This is a genomic window from Micromonospora sp. NPDC023966 (assembly GCF_040639095.1).
Lineage (GTDB): Bacteria > Actinomycetota > Actinomycetes > Mycobacteriales > Micromonosporaceae > Micromonospora.
In genome coordinates this window covers 34,173-53,514 of sequence record NZ_JBEZZJ010000021.1, presented here as the reverse complement: position 1 = coordinate 53,514, position 19,342 = coordinate 34,173, and the positions used below count along the sequence as shown (strand labels likewise).

The 19,342-nt window shown below is 68.5% G+C and carries 21 protein-coding genes; 18 read left to right on the top strand and 3 right to left on the bottom strand.

Annotated features, from left to right (window positions below; translation table 11 throughout):
- Nucleotides 1–67: 67 nt before the first annotated feature.
- The 5 genes from AB0F68_RS24035 (at nucleotide 68) to AB0F68_RS24015 (ending at nucleotide 6,697) form a co-directional block, all read left to right on the top strand.
- Nucleotides 68–889, top strand: a complete 822-nt coding sequence (locus AB0F68_RS24035; protein ID WP_357341908.1) for a p-hydroxycinnamoyl CoA hydratase/lyase — start codon at nucleotides 68–70, stop codon at nucleotides 887–889.
- On the top strand, nucleotides 889–3,030 hold the full coding sequence (locus AB0F68_RS24030) for an acetate--CoA ligase family protein (RefSeq protein ID WP_357341906.1): 2,142 nt from the start codon (nucleotides 889–891) through the stop codon (nucleotides 3,028–3,030). The genes AB0F68_RS24035 and AB0F68_RS24030 overlap by 1 nt, the downstream gene beginning before the upstream one ends.
- On the top strand, nucleotides 3,027–3,770 hold the full coding sequence (locus AB0F68_RS24025; RefSeq protein WP_322440894.1) for an enoyl-CoA hydratase/isomerase family protein: 744 nt from the start codon (nucleotides 3,027–3,029) through the stop codon (nucleotides 3,768–3,770). Before AB0F68_RS24030 ends, AB0F68_RS24025 begins: the two co-directional genes overlap by 4 nt.
- Before the next feature lie 33 nt (nucleotides 3,771–3,803).
- Nucleotides 3,804–4,949, top strand: coding sequence for an extracellular solute-binding protein (locus AB0F68_RS24020; RefSeq protein WP_357341903.1), 1,146 nt, complete (start codon nucleotides 3,804–3,806; stop codon nucleotides 4,947–4,949).
- Between the two features lie 95 nt (nucleotides 4,950–5,044).
- On the top strand, nucleotides 5,045–6,697 hold the full coding sequence (locus AB0F68_RS24015) for an iron ABC transporter permease (RefSeq protein WP_357341901.1): 1,653 nt from the start codon (nucleotides 5,045–5,047) through the stop codon (nucleotides 6,695–6,697).
- 192 nt (nucleotides 6,698–6,889) lie between these two features.
- Here AB0F68_RS24015 and AB0F68_RS24010 read toward each other — a convergent pair whose 3' ends face one another.
- On the bottom strand, nucleotides 6,890–7,678 hold the full coding sequence (locus AB0F68_RS24010) for a FadR/GntR family transcriptional regulator (protein WP_357341899.1): 789 nt from the start codon (nucleotides 7,676–7,678) through the stop codon (nucleotides 6,890–6,892).
- 306 nt (nucleotides 7,679–7,984) lie between these two features.
- The gene (locus AB0F68_RS24005) at nucleotides 7,985–8,308 is read right to left on the bottom strand and encodes a 2Fe-2S iron-sulfur cluster-binding protein (RefSeq protein WP_322440898.1); all 324 of its coding nucleotides are present in this window, start codon (nucleotides 8,306–8,308) and stop codon (nucleotides 7,985–7,987) included.
- 554 nt (nucleotides 8,309–8,862) lie between these two features.
- On the opposite strand from AB0F68_RS24005, the gene AB0F68_RS24000 reads away from it, so the two are divergent.
- The 13 genes from AB0F68_RS24000 to AB0F68_RS23940 all read left to right on the top strand — a co-directional run bounded on the left by AB0F68_RS24000 (nucleotide 8,863) and on the right by AB0F68_RS23940 (nucleotide 18,980).
- Entirely contained in the window at nucleotides 8,863–10,008 is a 1,146-nt protein-coding gene (locus tag AB0F68_RS24000; RefSeq protein ID WP_357341896.1) for an ABC transporter ATP-binding protein, read from the top strand.
- A gap of 63 nt (nucleotides 10,009–10,071) precedes the next feature.
- Entirely contained in the window at nucleotides 10,072–10,233 is a 162-nt protein-coding gene (locus tag AB0F68_RS23995; RefSeq protein WP_357341894.1) for a hypothetical protein, read from the top strand.
- A 287-nt stretch (nucleotides 10,234–10,520) separates the two neighbouring features.
- Nucleotides 10,521–10,652, top strand: coding sequence for a hypothetical protein (locus tag AB0F68_RS23990; protein ID WP_357341892.1), 132 nt, complete (start codon nucleotides 10,521–10,523; stop codon nucleotides 10,650–10,652).
- 84 nt (nucleotides 10,653–10,736) lie between these two features.
- A complete protein-coding gene (locus AB0F68_RS23985; RefSeq protein WP_322440902.1) occupies nucleotides 10,737–12,020 on the top strand; it encodes an aromatic ring-hydroxylating dioxygenase subunit alpha in 1,284 nt (427 codons plus the stop codon).
- A gap of 13 nt (nucleotides 12,021–12,033) precedes the next feature.
- A complete protein-coding gene (locus AB0F68_RS23980; RefSeq protein WP_357341890.1) occupies nucleotides 12,034–12,528 on the top strand; it encodes a hypothetical protein in 495 nt (164 codons plus the stop codon).
- A 5-nt stretch (nucleotides 12,529–12,533) separates the two neighbouring features.
- Nucleotides 12,534–13,340 (top strand): 3-methyl-2-oxobutanoate hydroxymethyltransferase, encoded by an 807-nt coding sequence (locus tag AB0F68_RS23975; RefSeq protein ID WP_322440904.1) that lies wholly within the window; start codon nucleotides 12,534–12,536, stop codon nucleotides 13,338–13,340.
- Nucleotides 13,341–13,348: 8 nt separating this feature from the next.
- Nucleotides 13,349–14,197 (top strand): alpha/beta hydrolase, encoded by an 849-nt coding sequence (locus AB0F68_RS23970; protein WP_357341887.1) that lies wholly within the window; start codon nucleotides 13,349–13,351, stop codon nucleotides 14,195–14,197.
- The gene (locus tag AB0F68_RS23965; protein WP_357341885.1) at nucleotides 14,197–14,505 is read left to right on the top strand and encodes a histidine phosphatase family protein; all 309 of its coding nucleotides are present in this window, start codon (nucleotides 14,197–14,199) and stop codon (nucleotides 14,503–14,505) included. Before AB0F68_RS23970 ends, AB0F68_RS23965 begins: the two co-directional genes overlap by 1 nt.
- 212 nt (nucleotides 14,506–14,717) lie before the next feature.
- Complete coding sequence (locus tag AB0F68_RS23960; protein ID WP_357341883.1) at nucleotides 14,718–15,863, top strand: alcohol dehydrogenase catalytic domain-containing protein; 1,146 nt, start codon at nucleotides 14,718–14,720, stop codon at nucleotides 15,861–15,863.
- Nucleotides 15,863–16,570 carry a 4-carboxy-4-hydroxy-2-oxoadipate aldolase/oxaloacetate decarboxylase gene (locus AB0F68_RS23955; protein ID WP_357341881.1) on the top strand — a complete coding sequence of 236 codons (708 nt, stop codon included), beginning with the start codon at nucleotides 15,863–15,865 and terminating at the stop codon, nucleotides 16,568–16,570. The genes AB0F68_RS23960 and AB0F68_RS23955 overlap by 1 nt, the downstream gene beginning before the upstream one ends.
- On the top strand, nucleotides 16,567–17,562 hold the full coding sequence (locus tag AB0F68_RS23950) for an amidohydrolase family protein (RefSeq protein WP_357341879.1): 996 nt from the start codon (nucleotides 16,567–16,569) through the stop codon (nucleotides 17,560–17,562). Before AB0F68_RS23955 ends, AB0F68_RS23950 begins: the two co-directional genes overlap by 4 nt.
- Nucleotides 17,559–18,533 carry an ABC transporter substrate-binding protein gene (locus tag AB0F68_RS23945; protein ID WP_357341877.1) on the top strand — a complete coding sequence of 325 codons (975 nt, stop codon included), beginning with the start codon at nucleotides 17,559–17,561 and terminating at the stop codon, nucleotides 18,531–18,533. Before AB0F68_RS23950 ends, AB0F68_RS23945 begins: the two co-directional genes overlap by 4 nt.
- 207 nt (nucleotides 18,534–18,740) lie before the next feature.
- Nucleotides 18,741–18,980 (top strand): hypothetical protein, encoded by a 240-nt coding sequence (locus AB0F68_RS23940; protein ID WP_357341875.1) that lies wholly within the window; start codon nucleotides 18,741–18,743, stop codon nucleotides 18,978–18,980.
- 17 nt (nucleotides 18,981–18,997) lie between these two features.
- On the opposite strand, the gene AB0F68_RS23935 is transcribed toward AB0F68_RS23940, so the two are convergent.
- Nucleotides 18,998–19,342 carry an oxidoreductase C-terminal domain-containing protein gene (locus tag AB0F68_RS23935; RefSeq protein ID WP_357341985.1) on the bottom strand — a complete coding sequence of 115 codons (345 nt, stop codon included), beginning with the start codon at nucleotides 19,340–19,342 and terminating at the stop codon, nucleotides 18,998–19,000.

Below are 19,342 nucleotides of genomic sequence, written 5' to 3'. Positions count from 1 at the left end.
AGAAAGGCAAGAAAAATGCCGGCGATCAGCCTGGTTGAGCGAATCGACTAGCGAAAGTAGGGGAGCTTTGTACAACACGATTCTGATCGACAAGAAGGACCGTGTCACCACCCTCACCCTCAACCGTCCAGAGAAGCGCAACGCGATGAGCCCTGAGCTGCACGCGGAGATGGTCCAGGCGCTCACCGAACTCGCGCACGACGACGAGACGGCGGTGCTGGTGATCACCGGCGCCGGCGAGTCCTTCTGCGCCGGTCAGGACCTGAAGAAGTACTTCCACGAGATCCGCGACACGCCCGCGGCGCGCGAGGCGGCCCGCAAGAACTCCCATGACTGGCGCTATCGGATCCTCAATCACTTCCCGAAGCCGACGATCGCCGCGGTCAACGGCTACTGCTTCGGCGGGGCCTTCACCGTGGTGGCGTCGTGCGACATCGCGATCGCGGCCGACGAGGCCACGTTCGGCCTGTCGGAGATCAACTTCGGCCACATTCCCGGCGGGATGGTCGCAAAGATCGTGGCCGACGCGATGATCCCGCGCCAGGCGCTCTTCTACATCCTGACCGGCCGCAAGTTCGACGGTAAGACCTCGCGCGACATCGGTTTCACGACGATGTCCGTGCCGCGCGCCAATTTGATGGACACGGTCTACGAGATCGCCGAAGAGCTGAAGGCCAAGGACCCGCTCGCCCTGCGTGCCTGCAAGGAGGCCTTCAAGCAGGTCGACCTGCGCCGGATCTCGCACGAAGAGGCCCTCTCGTGGCTGACGGCCAAGAGCGACCAGCTCATCCGGAAGCAGAGCCAGCGTGGGGGCATTGACGGCATCGAGAGTTTCTTGAAGAAGGAGTACCGCCCCGGCTTCGGCCCGGCTCCCCAGGTCAACGCCTGATGGCCGAGTTCTCACCACCCCGCACCGGCGCCGTCGACGCCTTGCTGCACCCGTCGTCGATCGCCATCGTCGGGGCCAGCGAGCGGCCTGGCGGGTGGCCTCAGCGCATCCGCGACAACCTGCGCCGGTTTGGGTACGCCGGCGTGGTGCACCCGGTGAATCCCAACCGGGAGATCGTCTGGGGCGACATCTGCTACGCGAGCCCCAGCGACCTCCCGGAGCCGGCCGACCACCTGATCGTCCTGATCCCGGCGAAGCATGCGGTCGAAGCAGTGCGTCAAGGGGCGAGGGCCGGCTCGCGGAGCGCGACGGTGTTCTCAAGCGGGCTGGACGCGGACCAGCTGGCAGAGCTGCGAGCGATTGCCGACGAGACGGGCATGGCGATCTCCGGGCCGAACTGCCTGGGGAACATTTCCGCAGTCGCCCGAATGGTCACGACGACCGACTCCCGGCTGGACAAGATCAAGGATGGTCCGGTGGCTGTGGTCGGCCAGAGCGGAGGCGTCGTCACGGCGTTGCACCGTGCGCTGGTCAGCCGCGGCGTCGGCGTGCGCTACATGGTCTCCAGCGGCAATGAGACCGCTCTCACCACCGCGGACTACATCCGGTACTTCGCCGCGGACGACCAGGTCCGCGTCGTGGCGGCCTTCGTCGAGAGCGTGCGAGACCGGGACGCCTTCTTCGCGGCGTGCGACGAACTCGCCGCTCGTGGGAAGCGCCTGGTGGCGCTCAAGGTCGGCCGGTCGGAGGCGAGCCGGCTGGCGGCCGCCAGCCATACGGGCGCCCTGGCCGGATCGTTCGCCGCCTTCACGGCGGTGGCGGCCGCGCACGGCGTGGTTGTCGTGCCGTCGCTCGACGTCGCGGTCGAGGCATGCGAGCTGCTGTCGCGGGTGCCGGCCCCGTCCGGCGGCAGCGTCGGTGTGGTCGCGGTGTCCGGCGGCGTGCGAGAGCTGGCCCTCGACAGCGCCGCACTGCACGGGGTCGAGCTTGCCTCGCTTGCCGAGGCGACCCAGGAGCGGATATCCAAGATCATCGGGCCGGACATGGAGGTCAGCAACCCGCTCGACAGTGGATACGCCGGCCTCTCCGACCCGGCGAACCTGGTGGCGTGCGTCGAGGCGATGGCCGACGACCCCGCGGTCGGAATGGTGTTGCTGCAGGAGGAGTTGCTCGGAGTGCGGGCGCCGCACAAGGAACGAGCCCTCCGGTTGTTCGACGACTCCTTCCCCGGAGGAAGGACGGTTGGGGCACAGGTGCCTGTCGCGCTGTTCTCGATGACGTCCACCAACGTCACGGAGATCGGCCGGGAGATCCGCGACTCGCTGCCGAACCTCGCATTCGTCCAAGGGATAGACAACGCGGTCGCGATCGCCGGAGCGTTGCTCTCGGTCCGGCCGCACCTCACTGCGCCGGGGGGCCCGGCTTCCGCGACCACGTCAGCGACCGCCGACCCAGCCCGCTCGCTGCTGCGTGAGCTGCCAGAGGTCCTCACCGAGGCCGATGCCAAGCGTCTGTTGGCCCTGTACGGCGTGACCGCTCCGGAGGAGGCAGTCGTCGCTTCCCCCGAGGAGGCGGCGGCGTGGGCCAGCGGACACGGGCCGGGACCGTTCGTCGTCAAGGTCGTCGCCTCCGGCCTGCACCACAAGTCGGAGAGCGGCGGGGTGCGGCTGGGTCTCGTCGACCCCGAGGCCGTGGCGTCCGCCGCCGCCGAGGTGGTGGCGAAGCACCCGGGGCTCGACGGACTCCTCGTCGCCAAACAGGTCGTCGGCGGGATCGAGCTGATCGTCGGCTTCCAGAACGACCGCGAGGTGGGGCCCGTCGTGGCGGTCGGTCTGGGCGGGACCGCTGTGGAGCTGTATGGCGATGTCAGCCTCCTACCGGCCAGGTGTACGCCCCAGGAGGCGAGGGCGGCGCTCGACAAGACGGCCGCGGGTCCTGTGCTTGCCGGCTGGCGCGGAGCGGCAGGCGGTGACGTTGATGCGGCTGTTGACGTGATCTGCGCCATGGCCCAGTTGGCGGGCGACCTCGGCGACGAATTGGAGTCGGTCGAGATCAACCCCCTCGTCGTACTGCCGCCGGGCCAGGGCGCGATGGCGCTCGACGCGTTGTGCCTCGGGTTGCCGAGGGAGGCCGCATCGTGAGCGCAGATCGACCGGATCAGGCGGCCGAGCCGGGCATGACCTTCTCGGTAAAGGACGGCGTCGGCCTGCTCACTCTTGACCGTCCGGCCAAGCACAACGCACTCAGTACCCGCATGCGGTCGACGCTGCTCGAGATTCTCGAGGCCATCGGCACCGACAATTCTGTCCGCGTCGTGGTGCTCCGAGGCAACGGCCCGTCGTTCTGTGCCGGCGTGGACATCAAAGAGGCCCGTCCGCCGGAGCCGTCCAAGCGGAACGCTCTCTGGACCCGGGAACACGACAACCTCGGCGCAGCCATCGGCTGCCTACCCGTCCCGGTCGTCGCGGTGCTGCGCGGGAACGTGCTGGGTCGCGGGCTCGACCTCGCGCTGGCAGCCGACCTCCGCATCGGTACCCCGGAGGCTCGCCTCGCCTACCCGGAGGTCGAGCGCGGGATGATCGTCGGCGGGGGTGGCGCCCGTCGGCTTGTTCGTCTCGTAGGGGAGTCACGCGCCATGGACATGGTGCTGTGCGGAAAGATCCTCGACGGCCGAACGGCGCACGAGTGGGGCCTGGTGACCCGGCTCGTAGACGACTCGGAACTCGAGGAAGCTGCCTTGGCCCTGGCCTATCGGCTGGCCAAACAGCCGGCGCTGGCCACGTACATGGCGAAGGTGACCGTTCGGAGCGCGTTGGACGCATCGGCTGCGGTTGGTGCGTGGACGGACAGCGCGTTCAACGTTCTCGGACTCTCCGAGTAGGTCCCGGGTCGTCGAGCAGGTCTCGGCGCGTCGGTGAAACCCCTGTCGAACCGGCTTCAGTGGCGGAACGGAAGGCAAAGGAGCAAACACATGAGAAAGATGAGCATTGCGGCTCTCGCCTTGGTGATCGGAACGTCGGCGCTGGCCGGCTGCGGTAGGGATGCGTCGGCCGACGTGTCGGCGGAGGTAGCGAAGATCGATCAGCAGTCGGGCCCCGCCCGAGAGCAGGCGCTCTACGCCAAGGCCAAGGACGAGGGCAGCGTCACCTGGTACACCGGGTTGATCCCCAACCAGGTGGTCATTCCGATCAAGGAGGCGTTCGAGAAGAAGTACCCGGGCGTCGAGTTGAAGTATTACCGCGGGGGAAGCTCCGAAATCGCTCAGAAGATGCTGCTCGAGGCGAAGGCGCGCGCTCCCAAGTCGGACGTCTGGGACGGTGCGCACGCCGGCGAGGCGTTGAAGGGTGCCCGAGCCGCCGAGAAGTACGACTCGCCGTACGCCGAGGACTACCCGAACGACCAGAAGGACCCGGACGGCTACTGGACCGCGGTCAACATCTACGTCAAGGGCATCGCTTACAACACCGACCGAGTCAAGCCGGCGGACGCGCCGAAGACCTTCGACGACCTGCTCGACCCGAAGTGGAAGGGGCAGGTGGCCTGGACGCCGGAGGCGACCGGTGGCGCGGACTTCATCGGCAACGTGCTGAACACGCTCGGCGAGCAGCAGGGCGAAGAGTTCCTGCGGAAGCTGGCCGGCCAGAAGCTGAAAGTCGTCCAGGTCAGCTCGCGTGAGCTTCTCAACCAGGCGATTGCCGGGCAGTACCCGATCGTGCTGCAGGTCTTCAACAATCACGTCGCACTGAGCAAGAAGGACGGCGCGCACGTCGCATTCTCCGCCCTCAACGCCGCGAGCAAGGAACTCAACCCGCTGGGCCTGACGGCCGGCGCCGCGCACCCGTTCGCCGCTCGTCTGCTGATCGACTTCCTACTCTCGCCCGAGGGACAGGCGGTCTTCCGCGACGCTGCCTACATTCCGGCCAGCCCGGACGTGAGACCCACCGACCCCGATCTGGACCCGGAGTCCGGCCGCTTCAAGACGACGCTGCTGAGCCCGGCGCAGATCGAGAAGGACAGTGGCCGGTGGATGGACCTCTTCGACAAGGTCAACGCCGGCTAGCCAGATCACGCCCGTCGCCGGGGTACCGGGTCACCGCCCCGGCGACGAGTGAGGAGGAGTACATGAGAACCCGGTTCGTTGGTTGGGTTGTCCTAGTGCTCGGCGTCGTGCTCGCCGCCGTGATGGCGCCCATCCTGTGGCAGTTGATCGCCGGTAGCCTCACCGAAGGCATGCTGGTTGACTCGCGGGTGTGGACCCTGGAGAACTTCAGGGAACTCTTCGGGGACAGCTCGAACATCCACGCCGCGGTGAACACCGTCGTGTTCGCCATCGGGTCTGCGCTGCTCGCGATCCTGATCGGCGGAACCCAGGCATGGCTGGCCGAACGTACCAACGCGCCGTTTCGCACCCTGGCCTACCTGGGCGCAGTCATCCTGATCGGCACGCCGTACCTCGTCTACGTGATCTCGTGGACGCTGATCCTGGGACGCAACGGGCTGGTGAACTCGATCCTGGGACGGCTAACAGGATCGGACAATCCGTCGATCATCACCGTCAACAGCCTGCTGGGGATGATCTTCATCGAGGGGCTGATCTGGTCGCCGCTGGCCTTCTTGCTGATCGTCAGCGCGTTCAAGCGGGCGAACCCCGCCCTCGAGGAAGCGGCCCAGATGTCGGGCGCCGGCACCTTCACCGTGTTGCGCCGAATCACCCTCCCGCTGGCCTGGCCTGCCATCCTCGCGGTCGGTCTGCTGGCGTTCGTCCGTGTGATGGAGGCGTTCGAGGTGCCCGCCGTCGTGGGCCTGCCGGGCGGCGTCGAGGTCGTCACAACGAAGGTTTACCAGACGATCCGGCGCGGGATCACACCCGACTACGGCTTCGCCAATGCCTTGTCGGTGACCCTCATGCTCGTTGTCGGCGTCCTGCTGTGGCGCTACAACCGTCTGTCGAAGAGGGCCGAGCGCTACCAGGTGGTGAGCGGAGAGGCCTACCGGCCGGGCGTCATGGACTTCGGGCGATGGCGCTACGCCTACGGTGCCGTGTCCGTGGTGCTCTTCGGAATCCTCGTCGCCCTCCCGATCGTCGTCCTGGCATGGGCCGCCTTCGTGCCGGTCTTCCAGGGCTTCAACTCGAGCATGTTCAATTTCGTACTGCAGAACTTCCGCTGGGCTCTGAGTACCCCATCGCTCGTGGAGGGGGCGATGAACACCATCCTGCTGTGCGCGATCGCGTCCGTGGCCGCGAGCCTCATTACGTGCCTGGTGGCGTGGCTTGTCGTACGGCGGGCCCCAGCCAGTGCGCTGCTGGACCAGTTGGTGAGTGTGCCTCTGATCATCCCCGGCATCGTTGTCGGCATCGCGATCGCCCAGGTCGGCCTGGCCTCGCCCATCCCGGTGTACGGGACGATCTGGATCCTGATGTTCGGCTACTTCGTGACGTTCCTGCCGTTCACGATGAGGTTCGCCTACGCCGGAGTGATCCAGATCAGAGCCGACCTGGAGGAGGCAGCGCTGGTGTCGGGAGCGAGCCGGTTCCGGCTGTTCGTCCGGGTCGTCCTCCCCCTGCTGGCGACCTCGCTGCTCACCGGAGGAATCTTCGCGTTCATGCAGGGTGCCCGGGCGCTTTCGATGCCGATCTTCCTGGCCTCGCCGGACTCTCCGGTCGCTGCCGTCTCCTTGTACGACGCGTTCGTCAACGGCAGCACCACGCAAGTCGCGGCATTCGGACTTCTCTGGATGCTCGTGATGGTAACGATGTCCGGCCTGATCTTCGCTTTCGCGAAGCGAAGTAACGTATCGCTCTACTGACTCTCCGCGTCGCGATTTCGCGGGCACCGGGAACCGGTTCCGGTATCTCGGCTACGACACCGTTCACGTCTTCGACAATGCCAGCGGCCCTGCCGCGTCTGACGTCGGCTCCTCACGCCGGGTCGGGCGCACTCGCACGGCAGACGGCGGCGGGTTTCCAGAAACCCGCCGCCGTGGTGGTCCTTCCGGCCCTCAGGGCGATCGGACGGGCTCGGGGTCGGACACGTCCGCCGACGTTGCCTGCGTCTGGACGCGGGCTGCCGTGCGGTCGAGGTGAACACGCATGATCTGCTGAGCCCGCTCCAGGTCACGGTCCCGGATCGCTTCGGCGATCTCCAGATGCTCTGTGGTGCCCCGTTTGCCCATGAGCGGTGCGGCGACCTTGGCCTCGTGAAGCGACATCAACATCGGGCCGTGGAAACTGTGCACCAGCATCGCGATGGCCGGGTTGTGGGTGCACTCAGCCAGGCGTACATGGAACGCGGCCGACATCTCCATGGTGTACTCGCCGGCGTCCACGGCCTTCCGGCCCTCTTCCACCATCGCCAGCAGCGCCTGCACGTCGGCGTCGGTGGCCCGCTCCATCGCGAGCGGAAGCACGCCCAGCTCGACGATCTTGCGGGCCTCGGTCACGTTGGGGGCGGTCAGGCGGGACACGCTCAGCAAATCGGCGAGCCCTTCCCCGAGATGTTCGGGCGAGGGCGTAGTCACGAAGGCGCCGCCGCGGGCCCCGACCCGGATCGTGACTAGTCCGCCCGCCTCCAGCATGCGTAGCGCTTCGCGGACGGTGACCCGGCTGACGGCGAACCGCTGGCACAGGTCACGCTCACTGGGGAGTCGGTCGCCCGGCTTGAGTCTGCCGTCATGGATCAACATCTTGATTTGGTCGACGATGACTCGCGACGCGCGGTCGATGTTCACGCGACTGAACATGTCGTCGGACGTGTCGGAGCCCTCGCTGATCCTGAAGTTCGACGCCATCGTCGGCTCCCCGGTCGGGTGAAGATTGATGGACCAATGGTATGCCATTGGACGCGCGAGCCCGGTGATCCTCGCTGACCCTGACCGATCTCGTGAAGTCGTACGGGAGCCGATGCGGGCGCCCGGCGGCAGGGGCTCGGTATTCGCTGTGAACGGCTTGAGCTTCGATGTCCAGCCTGGTGGGCTGTTTCACCCTTCCCGGTCATGCGTCGAACAGGTGATGGGTCCGTCGTCGCCGTAGTCGCGCAGGGACACCGCCAACTGGGACGCCGGCGTGGCTCGCGCCGACGATGAGTGCTCCGCCGCTCACGGTTGTTCGTCCGGAAGCTCGACGGTCAGGCCGTCCAGGGCCTCGGTGACGGTGATCTGGCAGGACAGGCGGCTCGTCGGCCGGCGGTCCGACACCGCGAGGTCCAGCATGTCGTCCTCGAGATCGTTCGCAGGACCGACGAGCGGCAGGAAGTCCTCGTCGACGTAGACGTGGCAGGTCGCACAGGAGCTGTTACCTCCGCATTCGCCGACGATGCCGCGCACGCCGTTCCTGACGGCCGTGACCATGACCGAGTCGCCAACCGTCGCATCTATCGTGCGTGGGGTTCCACCGACGGTGACAAAGGTGACCTTGGGCACTAGACGGCTTCCTCTCCGGTAGTGGTCTTACCGTGCTGCCTTCTGACGTTCTCTGGCGCATCTCTCTTTGCTTCTTGACCCACAGGTAACGCTTCTGTAACGTCTCGAACCAAAGGTTAGACCTTTAGTCCTTGGCAGGATCTACTCGTCGTGACCACCACCACAGGAGGCGCTGTGCGACGATCACCTTCCGGTCGTACCCGGCAAGAGTCCTCGGCGTATCAGATGACGCGTACGGGACCAGGCACGACGACCGCGCCGCGGCCGTGGCCAGGCGCTCGATCACGGAGGTCGTGCGTCGCCTACTGGCGAGCTGACCACCCCGGTGGCGGGGAGAAAACGTCCAGTTGGCCGCTTCGGGTGGCCCACGTCCAGCCCATCGTCACGGGACCAAACGGGGTCGCCTCATGAAGACGGCGGCAAACGGGCCATGGCGATGCCTTCGTGGACTGGGAGTGCCCCAAGTGCCTTACAAGCTCGGCGCCAAGGTCGGGCTGCGGCAGGACTGAGCCGCGGGCTGCGATCAGTCCGCCGGCTGCTATCAGGAGGACAAGATGTTGCGCATCGACAATCTCGTCAAGACCTTCGACGGCGAGCGTCGCCGGCGTCGTGCACTTTCGTCCGGCACTGAGGAGCGGGTGTTCGCCGTCAACGACATCGGCTTCAAGGTCGAAGAGGGCGAGCTTTTCACCCTGCTGGGCCCGTCCGGGTGCGGCAAGACGACCACCCTCCGTTCCATCGCCGGACTTGAGAGCCCTGACTCCGGCACCATCGAGGTCGGCGACCGGGTCTTCTTTTCGGGCGCTGCGGGCAGGAAGACGGTCAACGTGCCCGCGAACGAGCGCGGGCTGGGCATGGTCTTCCAGTCCTATGCGATCTGGCCGCACATGTCAGTGTTCGACAATGTGGCGTTCCCGTTGCAGGTGAAGAAGCGCCGCGAGCGGCCGGGCAAGCGGGAGATCGCCGAGCGGGTGATGCGGGTGCTGGAGACGATGGAGCTAGGCAGCTATGCCGACCGTCAGGCCACCAAGCTCTCCGGCGGGCAGCAGCAGCGGCTCGCCCTCGCCCGCGCGCTCGTCATGGAGCCCCCACTGCTGCTGCTCGACGAGCCGCTGTCCAATCTCGACGCGAAGCTGCGGGAGTCCCTGCGTTACGAGCTCAAGCGGCTGCAGCGGGAGCTCGGCATCACCTCGGTGTACGTCACCCACGACCAGACGGAGGCACTGGTCCTCAGCACCTCGATCGCGGTGATGCGCAGCGGCAAGGTCGTTCAACTGGGCCGGCCCCGGGAGATCTACGAGAATCCCAACTGCAAGTTCGTCGCCGAGTTCATCGGCACGTCGAACTTCATTGCTGGCAACGTCGTGGCGAAGGACGGCGAGCGGTACTCCGTCGGCACCGAGGACGGGCAGCTCCTGGTCGATTCGGCGGCGGACCTACCGGTCGGCGCCGACGTCATCGTCTCGATCCGGCCCGAGGCGGTGGAGGTCAGCACCAGCTCGCGGGCGGGTGCGGTGCCGAACGAGTGGACGGGGACCGTGCTGACCCGGGCCTTCCTCGGGGAGGCCGTCGACCATGTGGTCAAGGTCGGCAAGCACGAGATCCGGGCCCGGGGCAACCCCTCGGTCTCGATCGAGCAGGGGACCTCGATCTACCTGCGCCTGGATCCCAGCAAGCTGGCCCTGGTGCCCGTGGGTTGAGGCGGTCACGCGTGGCGCTGCCCGTGGTCCTGCACAACCGTGACTTCAACCCCTACTGGGGGAGTGGTCCTCTCCGAGATCGGCACCCGGGGCACCGTCGCCGCCAACCTCTGCCAGGTCTACGACCTGACCGGCGCCATCGCGTACACCGGCCCGGTCGGTGTCGGACAGGCTGTCGCGCTGCTCGTGCTCAGCCCGCTCGGTGGGGCGGCTGGTAGAAGGTGATCACCCGGCCGCAGGCCTCGTCCGGTCTGGCCCGTTGACGTACGTCACACCTGTGGAATAATGGTCAGGCCATTAGGCAACAAGGAGGACGTGCCGCGTGCCGAAGGTCGTGTATGTGGGCAGTGACGACGACGAGCGTGTGATCGACGCCAGCGTCGGCGAGAACGTCATTGAGCGCGCGCCGTGCACCGGCGTCCCCGGCATCATCGGCGCTGCGGCGGCAACAACTCCTGCGCCACCTGCGATGTGGGTCCGCGAGGGGTTATTCGAGGCCGTCGGCGGGCCTGGTGACCTCGAGGAGGACCTGCTCGACCCTCGGTGTCACCAGCCGCCGCGACTGCAGCCGCCTCGGTTGCCAGATCGAGATCACCGACGCGCTCGACGGGCTCACGGTCGAGGGGCCGCCCACGCAGTCCTGACCACAAGCAATCCCTGGCCACACAGGCCCCTTTCATCCCGCCCATCGGTTTGATAGCCCTCAGACAGGTCCTGGAAGGAACGAGATGCTCCGCGCCGAGATCAACGAGCTGCTGACGCGTACCGGCCCCGGCACGCCGATGGGTGAGCTCTTCCGCCGCTATTGGCAGCCCGTGCTGCTGGCCGAGGAGCTACCGTCCAACGACTGTCCGCCGGTGCGCGTGAAGATCCTCTCGGAGCGCCTGATCGCCATCCGCGACAGCAACGGCAACTACGGCCTCATGGACGAGTTCTGCGCGCACCGTGGCGTCTCGCTCTGGTTCGGCCGCAACGAGGAGGGCGGGCTGCGCTGCCCTTACCACGGCTGGAAGTACGACTACACCGGCCAGGCGATCGAGGTTCCGAGCGAGCCGGAGACCAGCAACTTCTGCGCCAACGTCAAGCTCAAGTCCTACCCGCTGGTGAAGCTCGGCGACGTGCTGTGGACCTACCTGGGCGACCCGGAGAAGCAGCCGCCGCTGCCGGAGTGGGAGGCCTACACCGTCCCCGAGGGCCAGGCGTTCACGTCGAAGCGCCTGCAGGAGTGCAACTGGCTGCAGGCGCTCGAGGGCGGCATCGACTCCAGCCACGTCACGTTCCTGCACTCCGGCAGCCTCGACCGCGACCCGTTGTTCAAGGGCTCGAAGGGCAACCAGTACAACAAGGGTGACCTCAAGCCGTTCTTCGAGGTCGTCGACTACGAGGGTGGCCTGCTCATCGGCGCCCGCCGCAACGCGGAGGAGGGGTACTACTACTGGCGCGTGACGCCGTGGGTGCTGCCGAATTTCACGATGGTGCCGCCGCGCGGCGACCACCCGGTGCACGGCCACTTCTGGGTGCCGATCGATGACGAGAACTGCTGGGCCTACAGCTTCGACTACCACCCCACCCGTCCGCTCACCGAGACCGAGGTCGCGGCGATGCGGGCCGGCAAGGGCGTCCACAGCGCGAACGACGCGGCGTACCGTCCGCTCGCCAACAAGGACAACGACTACCTGATGGACCGCGAGGCGCAGCGCCGCGGTGAAACCTACTCCGGCATCGAGGGCATCGCGCTCCAGGACTCCTCCCTGCAGGAGTCGATGGGCCCGATCGTCGACCGGACGAAGGAGCGCCTCGTCGCCACCGACGCCGGCATCATCAAGGCCCGCCAGAAGCTCCGCAAGGCTGCGCTCGCGCTGTCCGAGGAGGGCACCGAGCCGGTCGGCAACCGCGCGCAGGACCAGAAGGTCCGCTCGGTCGCCATCGTGCTCCCGGCCGACCAGTCGTTCGTCGAGGGCATCGGCGAGGCGATGATCGCCAAGCCGGGCGTCCCGCAGACCACCGTCTGAGGCAGGCGCGTCGATGACCGACCAGCAGCTGTCGATCCCGGCAGGCGTCAGTGCGTGCTCCGAGGCGACCACCGCCAGGGAGGCGGCCTTCCGCATCGACTATCCCTTGGCGGCGGCCCGCAACACGCGGGTGGTCGCCCTCGGCGCGGAGGCGGAGCGGATCGTCCGTCGAGCCTCCGAGCTGGAGTGGGGCCAGGCCCGGTTCTACTCCGTCGTCGACCCGGGCCACACCCTGGTCGCCATGACGGGTGAGTCCGTGCCGCTGGCCGACGCGCTGGAGGACAGCAACACCGTCGTGATGGTCTCCGTCGACGGCGCCAACGTCGAGGCGGTCGGCACCATCGGCGCGGCCTGCAAGGTCCGCGGCATCATGACCGCCGGCCTCGTGGTCGCGCCGGGAGCACTTACCAGCGAAGCGCTGTTTCACCTGCGGCCGCACGCCCGGATCCTCCTGGTTCCGGCCGAGGAGGACGACCTCACCGAGCTGCTGAGGGCGACGCGCGCATGAGCGGGATGACCGTCCCCCTGCTGCAGGCAATGAAGGCGGCCGGCGAGAAGAGCGTCTGCATCGTCGCCTGGGACTACCAGATGGCCAGGATCGCCGACCGGGCCGGCGCCGACATCATCTCCGTCGGCGACACGGTCGGAGTCAACCTGTGGGGCCAGCCGCACCCGCTCGAGATCACCTTCGACGAGCTGCTGGTGGTCGCCAAGGCGGTCCGCCGCGGGGTCAAGGATGCACTCCTGAGCTGCGACTTCCCGTACGGGCCGCTGCAGTCCGGTGACGCGGTGCCTGCCGCAATCCGGCTGGTCAAGGAGGCCGGCGTCGACCTGGTCAAGCTCGACGGCGCCGCTGACTTCCCCGAGGCGGTCGAGGCGGTCACCCGGGCCGGGATCCCGGTCTTCGCGCAGTTCGGCATCACGCCGCAGACGGCGCTCAAGTACGGCGTGGAGTACGTTGCGGCGCACACCGTCCAGGTCCCCGACGAGATGCTCGGAGAGCTTGTCGCTGAGGCCAAGCGGCTCGAGGCGGCCGGTGCGGTCGCCCTCAACTTCACCAACTCGGGGCCGGTGGTCGGCCCGGCCGTCGTACAGGCCGTGTCGATCCCCGTCCTCGGTGGCTTCGGCGGCGGCCCATGGCTCGACGGCCGGATCAGGATGTCCACGGCTGCGATCGGATACTCGGCGAAGTGGCTCGACGAGGAGCCGGACACTTACGCCAACGTCGCGCGGGTCGCGTACGACGCGCTGACTGAGTGCATCACCGACATCCGTGAGGGCCGTCAGATCCGCGGCGGCATCCCCGTTCCGAAGCAGTAGGAGGCGTCATGCCCATCGTCGAGCTCGACGGCATCCGCACGCGCTACGAGACGGTCGGCCAGGGCCCAACGCTGCTGATGTTCAGTCCCGGCGGCTTCGACTCGAGCCTCGAGAACTGGACCTCCTTCGGCCGCTACCGCGACCTGGGGTTCATCGACGCGCTCTCGCCGCACTACACCTGCATCGTCTTCGACCGCCGCGAGTCCGGGCGCTCCGGTGGGCGGCTCGAGCGCCTCTCGTGGGACAAGTACGTCGCCCAGGCGATCGCCCTGCTCGACCACCTCGGCGTTGAGCAGACCCACACGATGGGCGGCTGCGTCGGCTGCTCGACGGCGGCGCTGATCGCTGTCGCACAGCCGGAGCGGGTCCGCAGCATGGTGCTCGTCTCGCCGGCCGGCGGCGTCACCTATCGCGCTGCCCAGCACCGCCGGTTCACCCAGCACCTGGGGTTCGTCGCCGAGCACGGCTTGGCCGCGGTCGTCGAGCTGGCCCGGTCGACCGGAGCCGGGTTCAGCAAGGACCCGCGGGTCGGCCCGTGGGCGGCGGTGCTGCGCAGCGACGACGAGTTCGCGAAGGCCTACGCCGAGGCGGACCCCGCGCGCTACGCGACTATCGTCAGCGGCACCTCCCGGCTGCTCTTCGACCGCGACACCGTGCCCGGCCCAGAGCCGGAGGATCTTCAGGTGCTCGACGTGCCGGCGCTGATCGTGCCCGGCGACGACACCTCCCACACTCGCTCCGCCGCGCGCTACCTGCAGGAGTGCCTGCCCGACAACGACTACTGGGACGTCCCGGTCGCGGAGCAGACCCCCGAGGCGTCGCAGCAGCGCGTGCTGGACTTCCTCGCGAGACACTGATGCTCATCCTCGTCCGCCACGGCGAGAGGGCGTGGAACGCCGCCGACCGGTTCGCCGGCTGGGCCGACATCCTGCTCACGCCGGCGAGGTCCTTCGGGGTCGCGATCGGCCGGTCCCGCAGCACCTGCGTCGCAGCGTGGTGGAAGTTGCGGACGAGGAAGACCGGCAGCGCGGTGAACGCGACCCCGTGCTCCCTGGCGGTCAGGTACGTCTTGAGGGCCATCTCGGCGACGTCGTACTCGAGGTCGCGGACCATCTTGCGGAAGCCCTTAATCAGGACCGGCTCGTCAGCGCACGAGAGCGTGTAGCCCGCCGGTGTCGCCTCCCCGTCTATCAGCGCGCGGTTGGCGCCCTGGGGGCTGGTGAGGGTCGGCCAGCTCTCGCATGACGCTCCCTCTGGGACGGCGGGGACGGCGGGAAGCGTGGGCGGAGGTGGGCCGCAGAGAGGTTCGTGACCGATCCCACCCGTCGATGATATGTTGGTCAGACCATTCTGCCAATCTGTTGTGATGGAGTGCCGATGCCCGACCTGGTGCGCGCGGCGGTGCGGACCGCGCCGCGGACGACAGAGATCCGCGAGTTCCCGCTCCCCGCCGTGGGCGACGACGAGGCGCTGCTGCGCGTCGAGGTCGCTGGGATCTGCGGGACCGACGTGAAGCTGTACGACAACCCCGTGATCGGCGGGCCTGTGATCATGGGCCACGAGAACGTCGGGATCATCGAGCACGCCGGGCCGGGGTTCACCCGGCTGCACGGGGTGAGGGACGGCGACCGCGTCTTCGTCGAGCACTACGTCGGCTGCTACCACTGCGAGTGGTGCCGGATCGGCGAGTTCCGCCACTGCGAGGCGACCGACTGGCGCACCAACTCCGACGCCCGGCGCTACGGATACACACCGGCGACGAACGACGGGACGCTCTGGGGCGGCTTCTCCGAGTACATGTTCCTGCCCTGGAACGCCGTGGTGCACAAGGTCCCCGAGGGCGTCACCGCCGAGCTCGCCGGCCTCGTGACCCCGCTCTCGAACGGCATCGAGTGGGCGCTGCGCGCCGCGGGCGTCGGCTATTCCGACACCGTCCTCATCCAAGGCCCCGGTCAGCAGGGCCTCTCCCAGGTCGTCGCCTGCAAGCAGGCCGGCGCCTCGCAGATCATCGTCACCGGCACCGCCCGCGACAAGGCGCGCCTCGAGCTCGCCCGGGAACTGGGCGCCGACCACGTCATCGACATCCTCCAGGAGGACCCGCTCGAGCGGGTCATGGAGATCACCGGCGGCCGCGGCGTCGACTTCGTCCTCGACTGCACCTCCCGGGCCGGGGTCGGCCCGGTGCTGCTCGGCGTCGACGCCCTCAAGCGCCGCGAGGGCGTGCTACTCATCCAGGGCGAGCTGGCGGCCTTCCCCGACTTCCCGGTCAAGAAGATCACCGAGAAGGCGATCACGATCAAGAGCGCTCGCGGGCACTCCTACGAGGCGTGCGAGCTCGCCCTCGAGCAGCTCGCGTCCGGACGCTTCCCGCTCGAGAAGCTGGCGACGCACCGGTTCGCGCTGGAGGACGTTGACTTGGCCATCCGCACGCTCGGCGGCGAGGGCGTCGGGGACGTCATCCACATCTCGCTCCTGCCGGGGATGACCCGCGAGCAGGTCGCTGCCCTGGGAGCGGGTGCCTGATGGCCGGCCTCGTCGTCACCAACCCGCCGCGCGCCGACCGCGCCGTCGTCGAGGGCCTCGCCGAGTACGGCGTCGCCACCATTCACGAGGCGCAGGGCCGCACCGGCCTGCTTGCCTCCTACATGAGCCCGATCTACGCAGGCGCCCGGGTCGCGGGCACGGCCGTGACCGTGTCGGTCGCGCCCTGCGACAACTGGATGCTCCACGTCGCCGTCGAGCAGTGCCAGCGCGGCGATGTCCTCGTCGTCGCCCCCACGTCGCCGTCCGACGCCGGCTACTTCGGCGAGCTGCTCGCCACCGCCCTCGCTACCCGCGGCGTGCGCGGGCTGGTCATCGACGCCGGCTGCCGCGACGTCGCCGAGCTGACCCACATGGGCTTCCCGGTCTGGTCGAAATGCGTCTCGGCGGAGGGGACGGTGAAGGAGACGCTCGGCGACGTCAACCTCCCGGTCGTGTGCGCCGGGCGCGTGATCAACCCGGGCGACGTCATCGTCGCCGACGACGACGGTGTGGTCGTCGTACGCCGTGAGGAGGCGGCCGAGGTGCTCGCCGCGTCGAAGGTGCGCGAGGAGAAGGAGGCGGTCTCGCGGGCCCGGTACGCCGCCGGCGAGCTCAGCCTCGACGTCAGCTCGATGCGCGAGCGGCTCGTGCGCAAGGGCCTGCGGTACGTCGACTACGAGGGCCACGTGAAGGAGGCGGAGGCGTGATCATCGACGTGCACGGCCACTACACGACCGCGCCCCCGGCGCTGCAGGAGTTTCGCGACGCCCAGCTGGCGGGCGGTTGCGCCACGCTGGCGCCGGTCTCCGACGACCAGCTGCGCGAGAGCGTCGAGGGCAACCAGCTGCGCATCCTGCGGGAGCGCGGCGGCGACCTGATGGTCTTCTCGCCCAAGGCCTCCGGCATGGAGCATCACGTCCCCGACGCCGCGACCGCTGACGCCTGGGCGCGGGCCTCCAACGACCTCGTCCACCGCGTGAGCGAGCTCTTCCCCGAGCACTTCGCACCGGTCGCTCAGCTGCCGCAGACGCCCGAGGGCAACCTCGCCGGCGTCGTCGCCGAGCTGCGCCGCACCGTCGGCGAGCTCGGCTTCGTCGGCGCCAACCTAAACCCCGACCCGTCGGGCACCTGGGCGGGCAAGCCGATGACGGACGAGTCGTGGTTCCCGGTCTACGAGGTGCTCGAGGAGCTCGACGTCCCGGCCATGGTGCACGTCTCGACGGCGTGCAACCCGAATTTCCACACCCTCGGCGCACACTACCTCAACGCCGACACCAGCGTCTTCGTGCAGCTGCTGCAATCGGATCTGTTCCAGCGCTTCCCGGGGCTGCGCTTCGTGATTCCGCACGGCGGGGGAGCGGTGCCCTACCACTGGGGACGCTACCGGGGTCTGGCGATGCGCAACGGCTGGCAGGACCCCGCCGAGCTGCTATCGAACGTATTCTTCGACACCTGCGTCTACCATCAGCCCGGCGTTGACCTGCTGCTCGACGTGCTGCCGGCGGACAACGTCCTCTTCGCCTCCGAGATGCTCGGCGCCGTCCGCGGCGCCGACCCGGACACGGGCGTCGCCTGGGACGACACTCTCACCTACGTGCGCGCCGCCGGCCTGCCGGAGGAGGCACTCGGCAAGGTCCTCACCGACAACGCCCTGAGGGTCTACCCGCGGCTGGCCGCCCGCATCGGAGTACGCGCATGATGCGACGCCTCCCGCTCACGCTCGCATGCGGTGACTACGACCGCACGCGTGCCCTGCTCGAGGGCGACGTCCGGCCCGACGGCATCGACCTCACCTACCTCCGGCTTCCGGTCGAGGAGACGTTCTTCCGCATGCTCCGGCATCGCGAGTTCGACGTCGCCGAGATGTCGTTGTCGACGTACGCGGCCTCGCTGGCGCGGGAGGACCGCCCGTTCGTGGCGCTGCCGGTGTTCACCTCGCGGATGTTCCGGCACTCCTCGGTCTACGTCCGCGAGGGGATCACCTCGGTCGAGGAGCTCAAGGGCGGCGTCGTCGGCGTGCCCGAGTTCCAGCTCACCGCGTGCGTCTGGGTCCGCGGGATCCTCGAGGAGCACCACGGCCTGCCGGCCTCCTCCGTCCGATACGTGACCGGTGGCCAGGAGTCGCCGGGTCGGATCGAGAAGGGCGCCGTCTCCGTGCCGTACGACGTCTCCGCGATTCCGTCCGACCGGACGCTGTCGCAGATGCTCGGTGCCGGCGAGATCGACGCGCTCTACACCCCGCGGGTGCCGTCGACCTTCGGGGCGGGGGTGACCCGGCTCTTCCCCGACGTGGTCCGCGCCGAGCGAGCCTACTTCGAGGCGACCAGGATCTTCCCGATCATGCATGTTGTCGTGTTGCGCCGGGAGGTCTACGAGGCGAACCGGTGGGTCGCACAGGCGCTCCACAAGTCGTTCGTCGCCGCCCGCGACCTGGCCTACGCCGGCCTCTCGGACTCCTCGGCGCTGCGGTTCCTGTCGCCGTGGCTGGTCCAGCACGCCGAGGCCGACCGGGCGCTGCTCGGCGACGACTTCTGGTCCTACGGTCTGGACGCCAACCGGCACGTGCTCGAGGCGTTCCTGCGCTACCACCACGCGCAAGGGCTCTCGCCGCGGCTGCTCACCCCGGAGGAGCTGTTCGCGCCGGAGACGCTCGAGAGCTTCGTCATCTGATGGACGAGCTGCGCCTGCACGCGCATCCTCGGTCGGCGCTGCTCGCCGGGCTGGCCGAGGTGCCCGTCAAGCCGGTCTTCGGCGCCTACGACATCCCGGCCTAACCGTCTCCCGGTTGCCGGAACCCCTTCCCCCCCCCGCATGCGGGGCTGGTCCGCTCGGCCGGGGCCGGCTGGGTCCTGGCCGGCACCCTGTGGATGCCTCGGTGTGCGTCCTGCGGGTCACGGCATCGTCACGGTCCGGGCCGACGTGCTATCGGTGGTCGCGCAGGCGCTGGCCCTCGACGAGCTGCTCTCCGTCAGCGTCGAGCTGGTGCGGCTCGGTGCGACCCCGCGCGACGTCGCCCTGGACGACCTGCCCGACCTCGGGCCGTCGTTCAACGTCGCCGCGCTGTGGCGGCACCACGTTGCGCTGCTGGAGCGGCAGGGCCTCGCCGACTTCGGCTGACCCCGCCCGCTCCCCGCTCAGGAGGCGCGGACGAACTCCCGGAGGGCGACGCTGGTGTCGGCCGCGGCGTCCGCCAGGATGCTGCAGCCGGTGTCGAGCAGCTTGCGGACCGCAATGTAGTCGTGGGGCGCGTTGACCGCGTCGATCGAGAGTAGCCGGCCGTCGCGGTAGTAGAGCGCCGAGAACTGCTCGCTCGCCGGCTCGCCGCGTAGGACGACCTGGTCGTAGCCGGTGTTGATGCCCGCCATCTGCAGCCTGAGGTCGGCCTGATCGGGCCAGAACCACGGGACCCCGGTGCTCGGCGGCTCGACGTCGAGCAGCGTCGCGGCGGCGACCTTCGCCTGCGCGATCGCGTTCTGCAC

Coding starts and splice junctions, on each gene's coding strand:
- AB0F68_RS23955 (WP_357341881.1), top strand. CDS start 15,863: ATGGCCGGCCTCGTCGTCACCAACCCGCCGCGCGCCGACCGCGCCGTC.
- AB0F68_RS23945 (WP_357341877.1), top strand. CDS start 17,559: ATGATGCGACGCCTCCCGCTCACGCTCGCATGCGGTGACTACGACCGC.
- AB0F68_RS23965 (WP_357341885.1), top strand. CDS start 14,197: ATGCTCATCCTCGTCCGCCACGGCGAGAGGGCGTGGAACGCCGCCGAC.
- AB0F68_RS23960 (WP_357341883.1), top strand. CDS start 14,718: ATGCCCGACCTGGTGCGCGCGGCGGTGCGGACCGCGCCGCGGACGACA.
- AB0F68_RS23980 (WP_357341890.1), top strand. CDS start 12,034: ATGACCGACCAGCAGCTGTCGATCCCGGCAGGCGTCAGTGCGTGCTCC.
- AB0F68_RS24000 (WP_357341896.1), top strand. CDS start 8,863: ATGTTGCGCATCGACAATCTCGTCAAGACCTTCGACGGCGAGCGTCGC.
- AB0F68_RS23985 (WP_322440902.1), top strand. CDS start 10,737: ATGCTCCGCGCCGAGATCAACGAGCTGCTGACGCGTACCGGCCCCGGC.
- AB0F68_RS23975 (WP_322440904.1), top strand. CDS start 12,534: ATGACCGTCCCCCTGCTGCAGGCAATGAAGGCGGCCGGCGAGAAGAGC.
- AB0F68_RS24010 (WP_357341899.1), bottom strand. CDS start 7,678: ATGGCGTCGAACTTCAGGATCAGCGAGGGCTCCGACACGTCCGACGAC.
- AB0F68_RS23970 (WP_357341887.1), top strand. CDS start 13,349: ATGCCCATCGTCGAGCTCGACGGCATCCGCACGCGCTACGAGACGGTC.
- AB0F68_RS24030 (WP_357341906.1), top strand. CDS start 889: ATGGCCGAGTTCTCACCACCCCGCACCGGCGCCGTCGACGCCTTGCTG.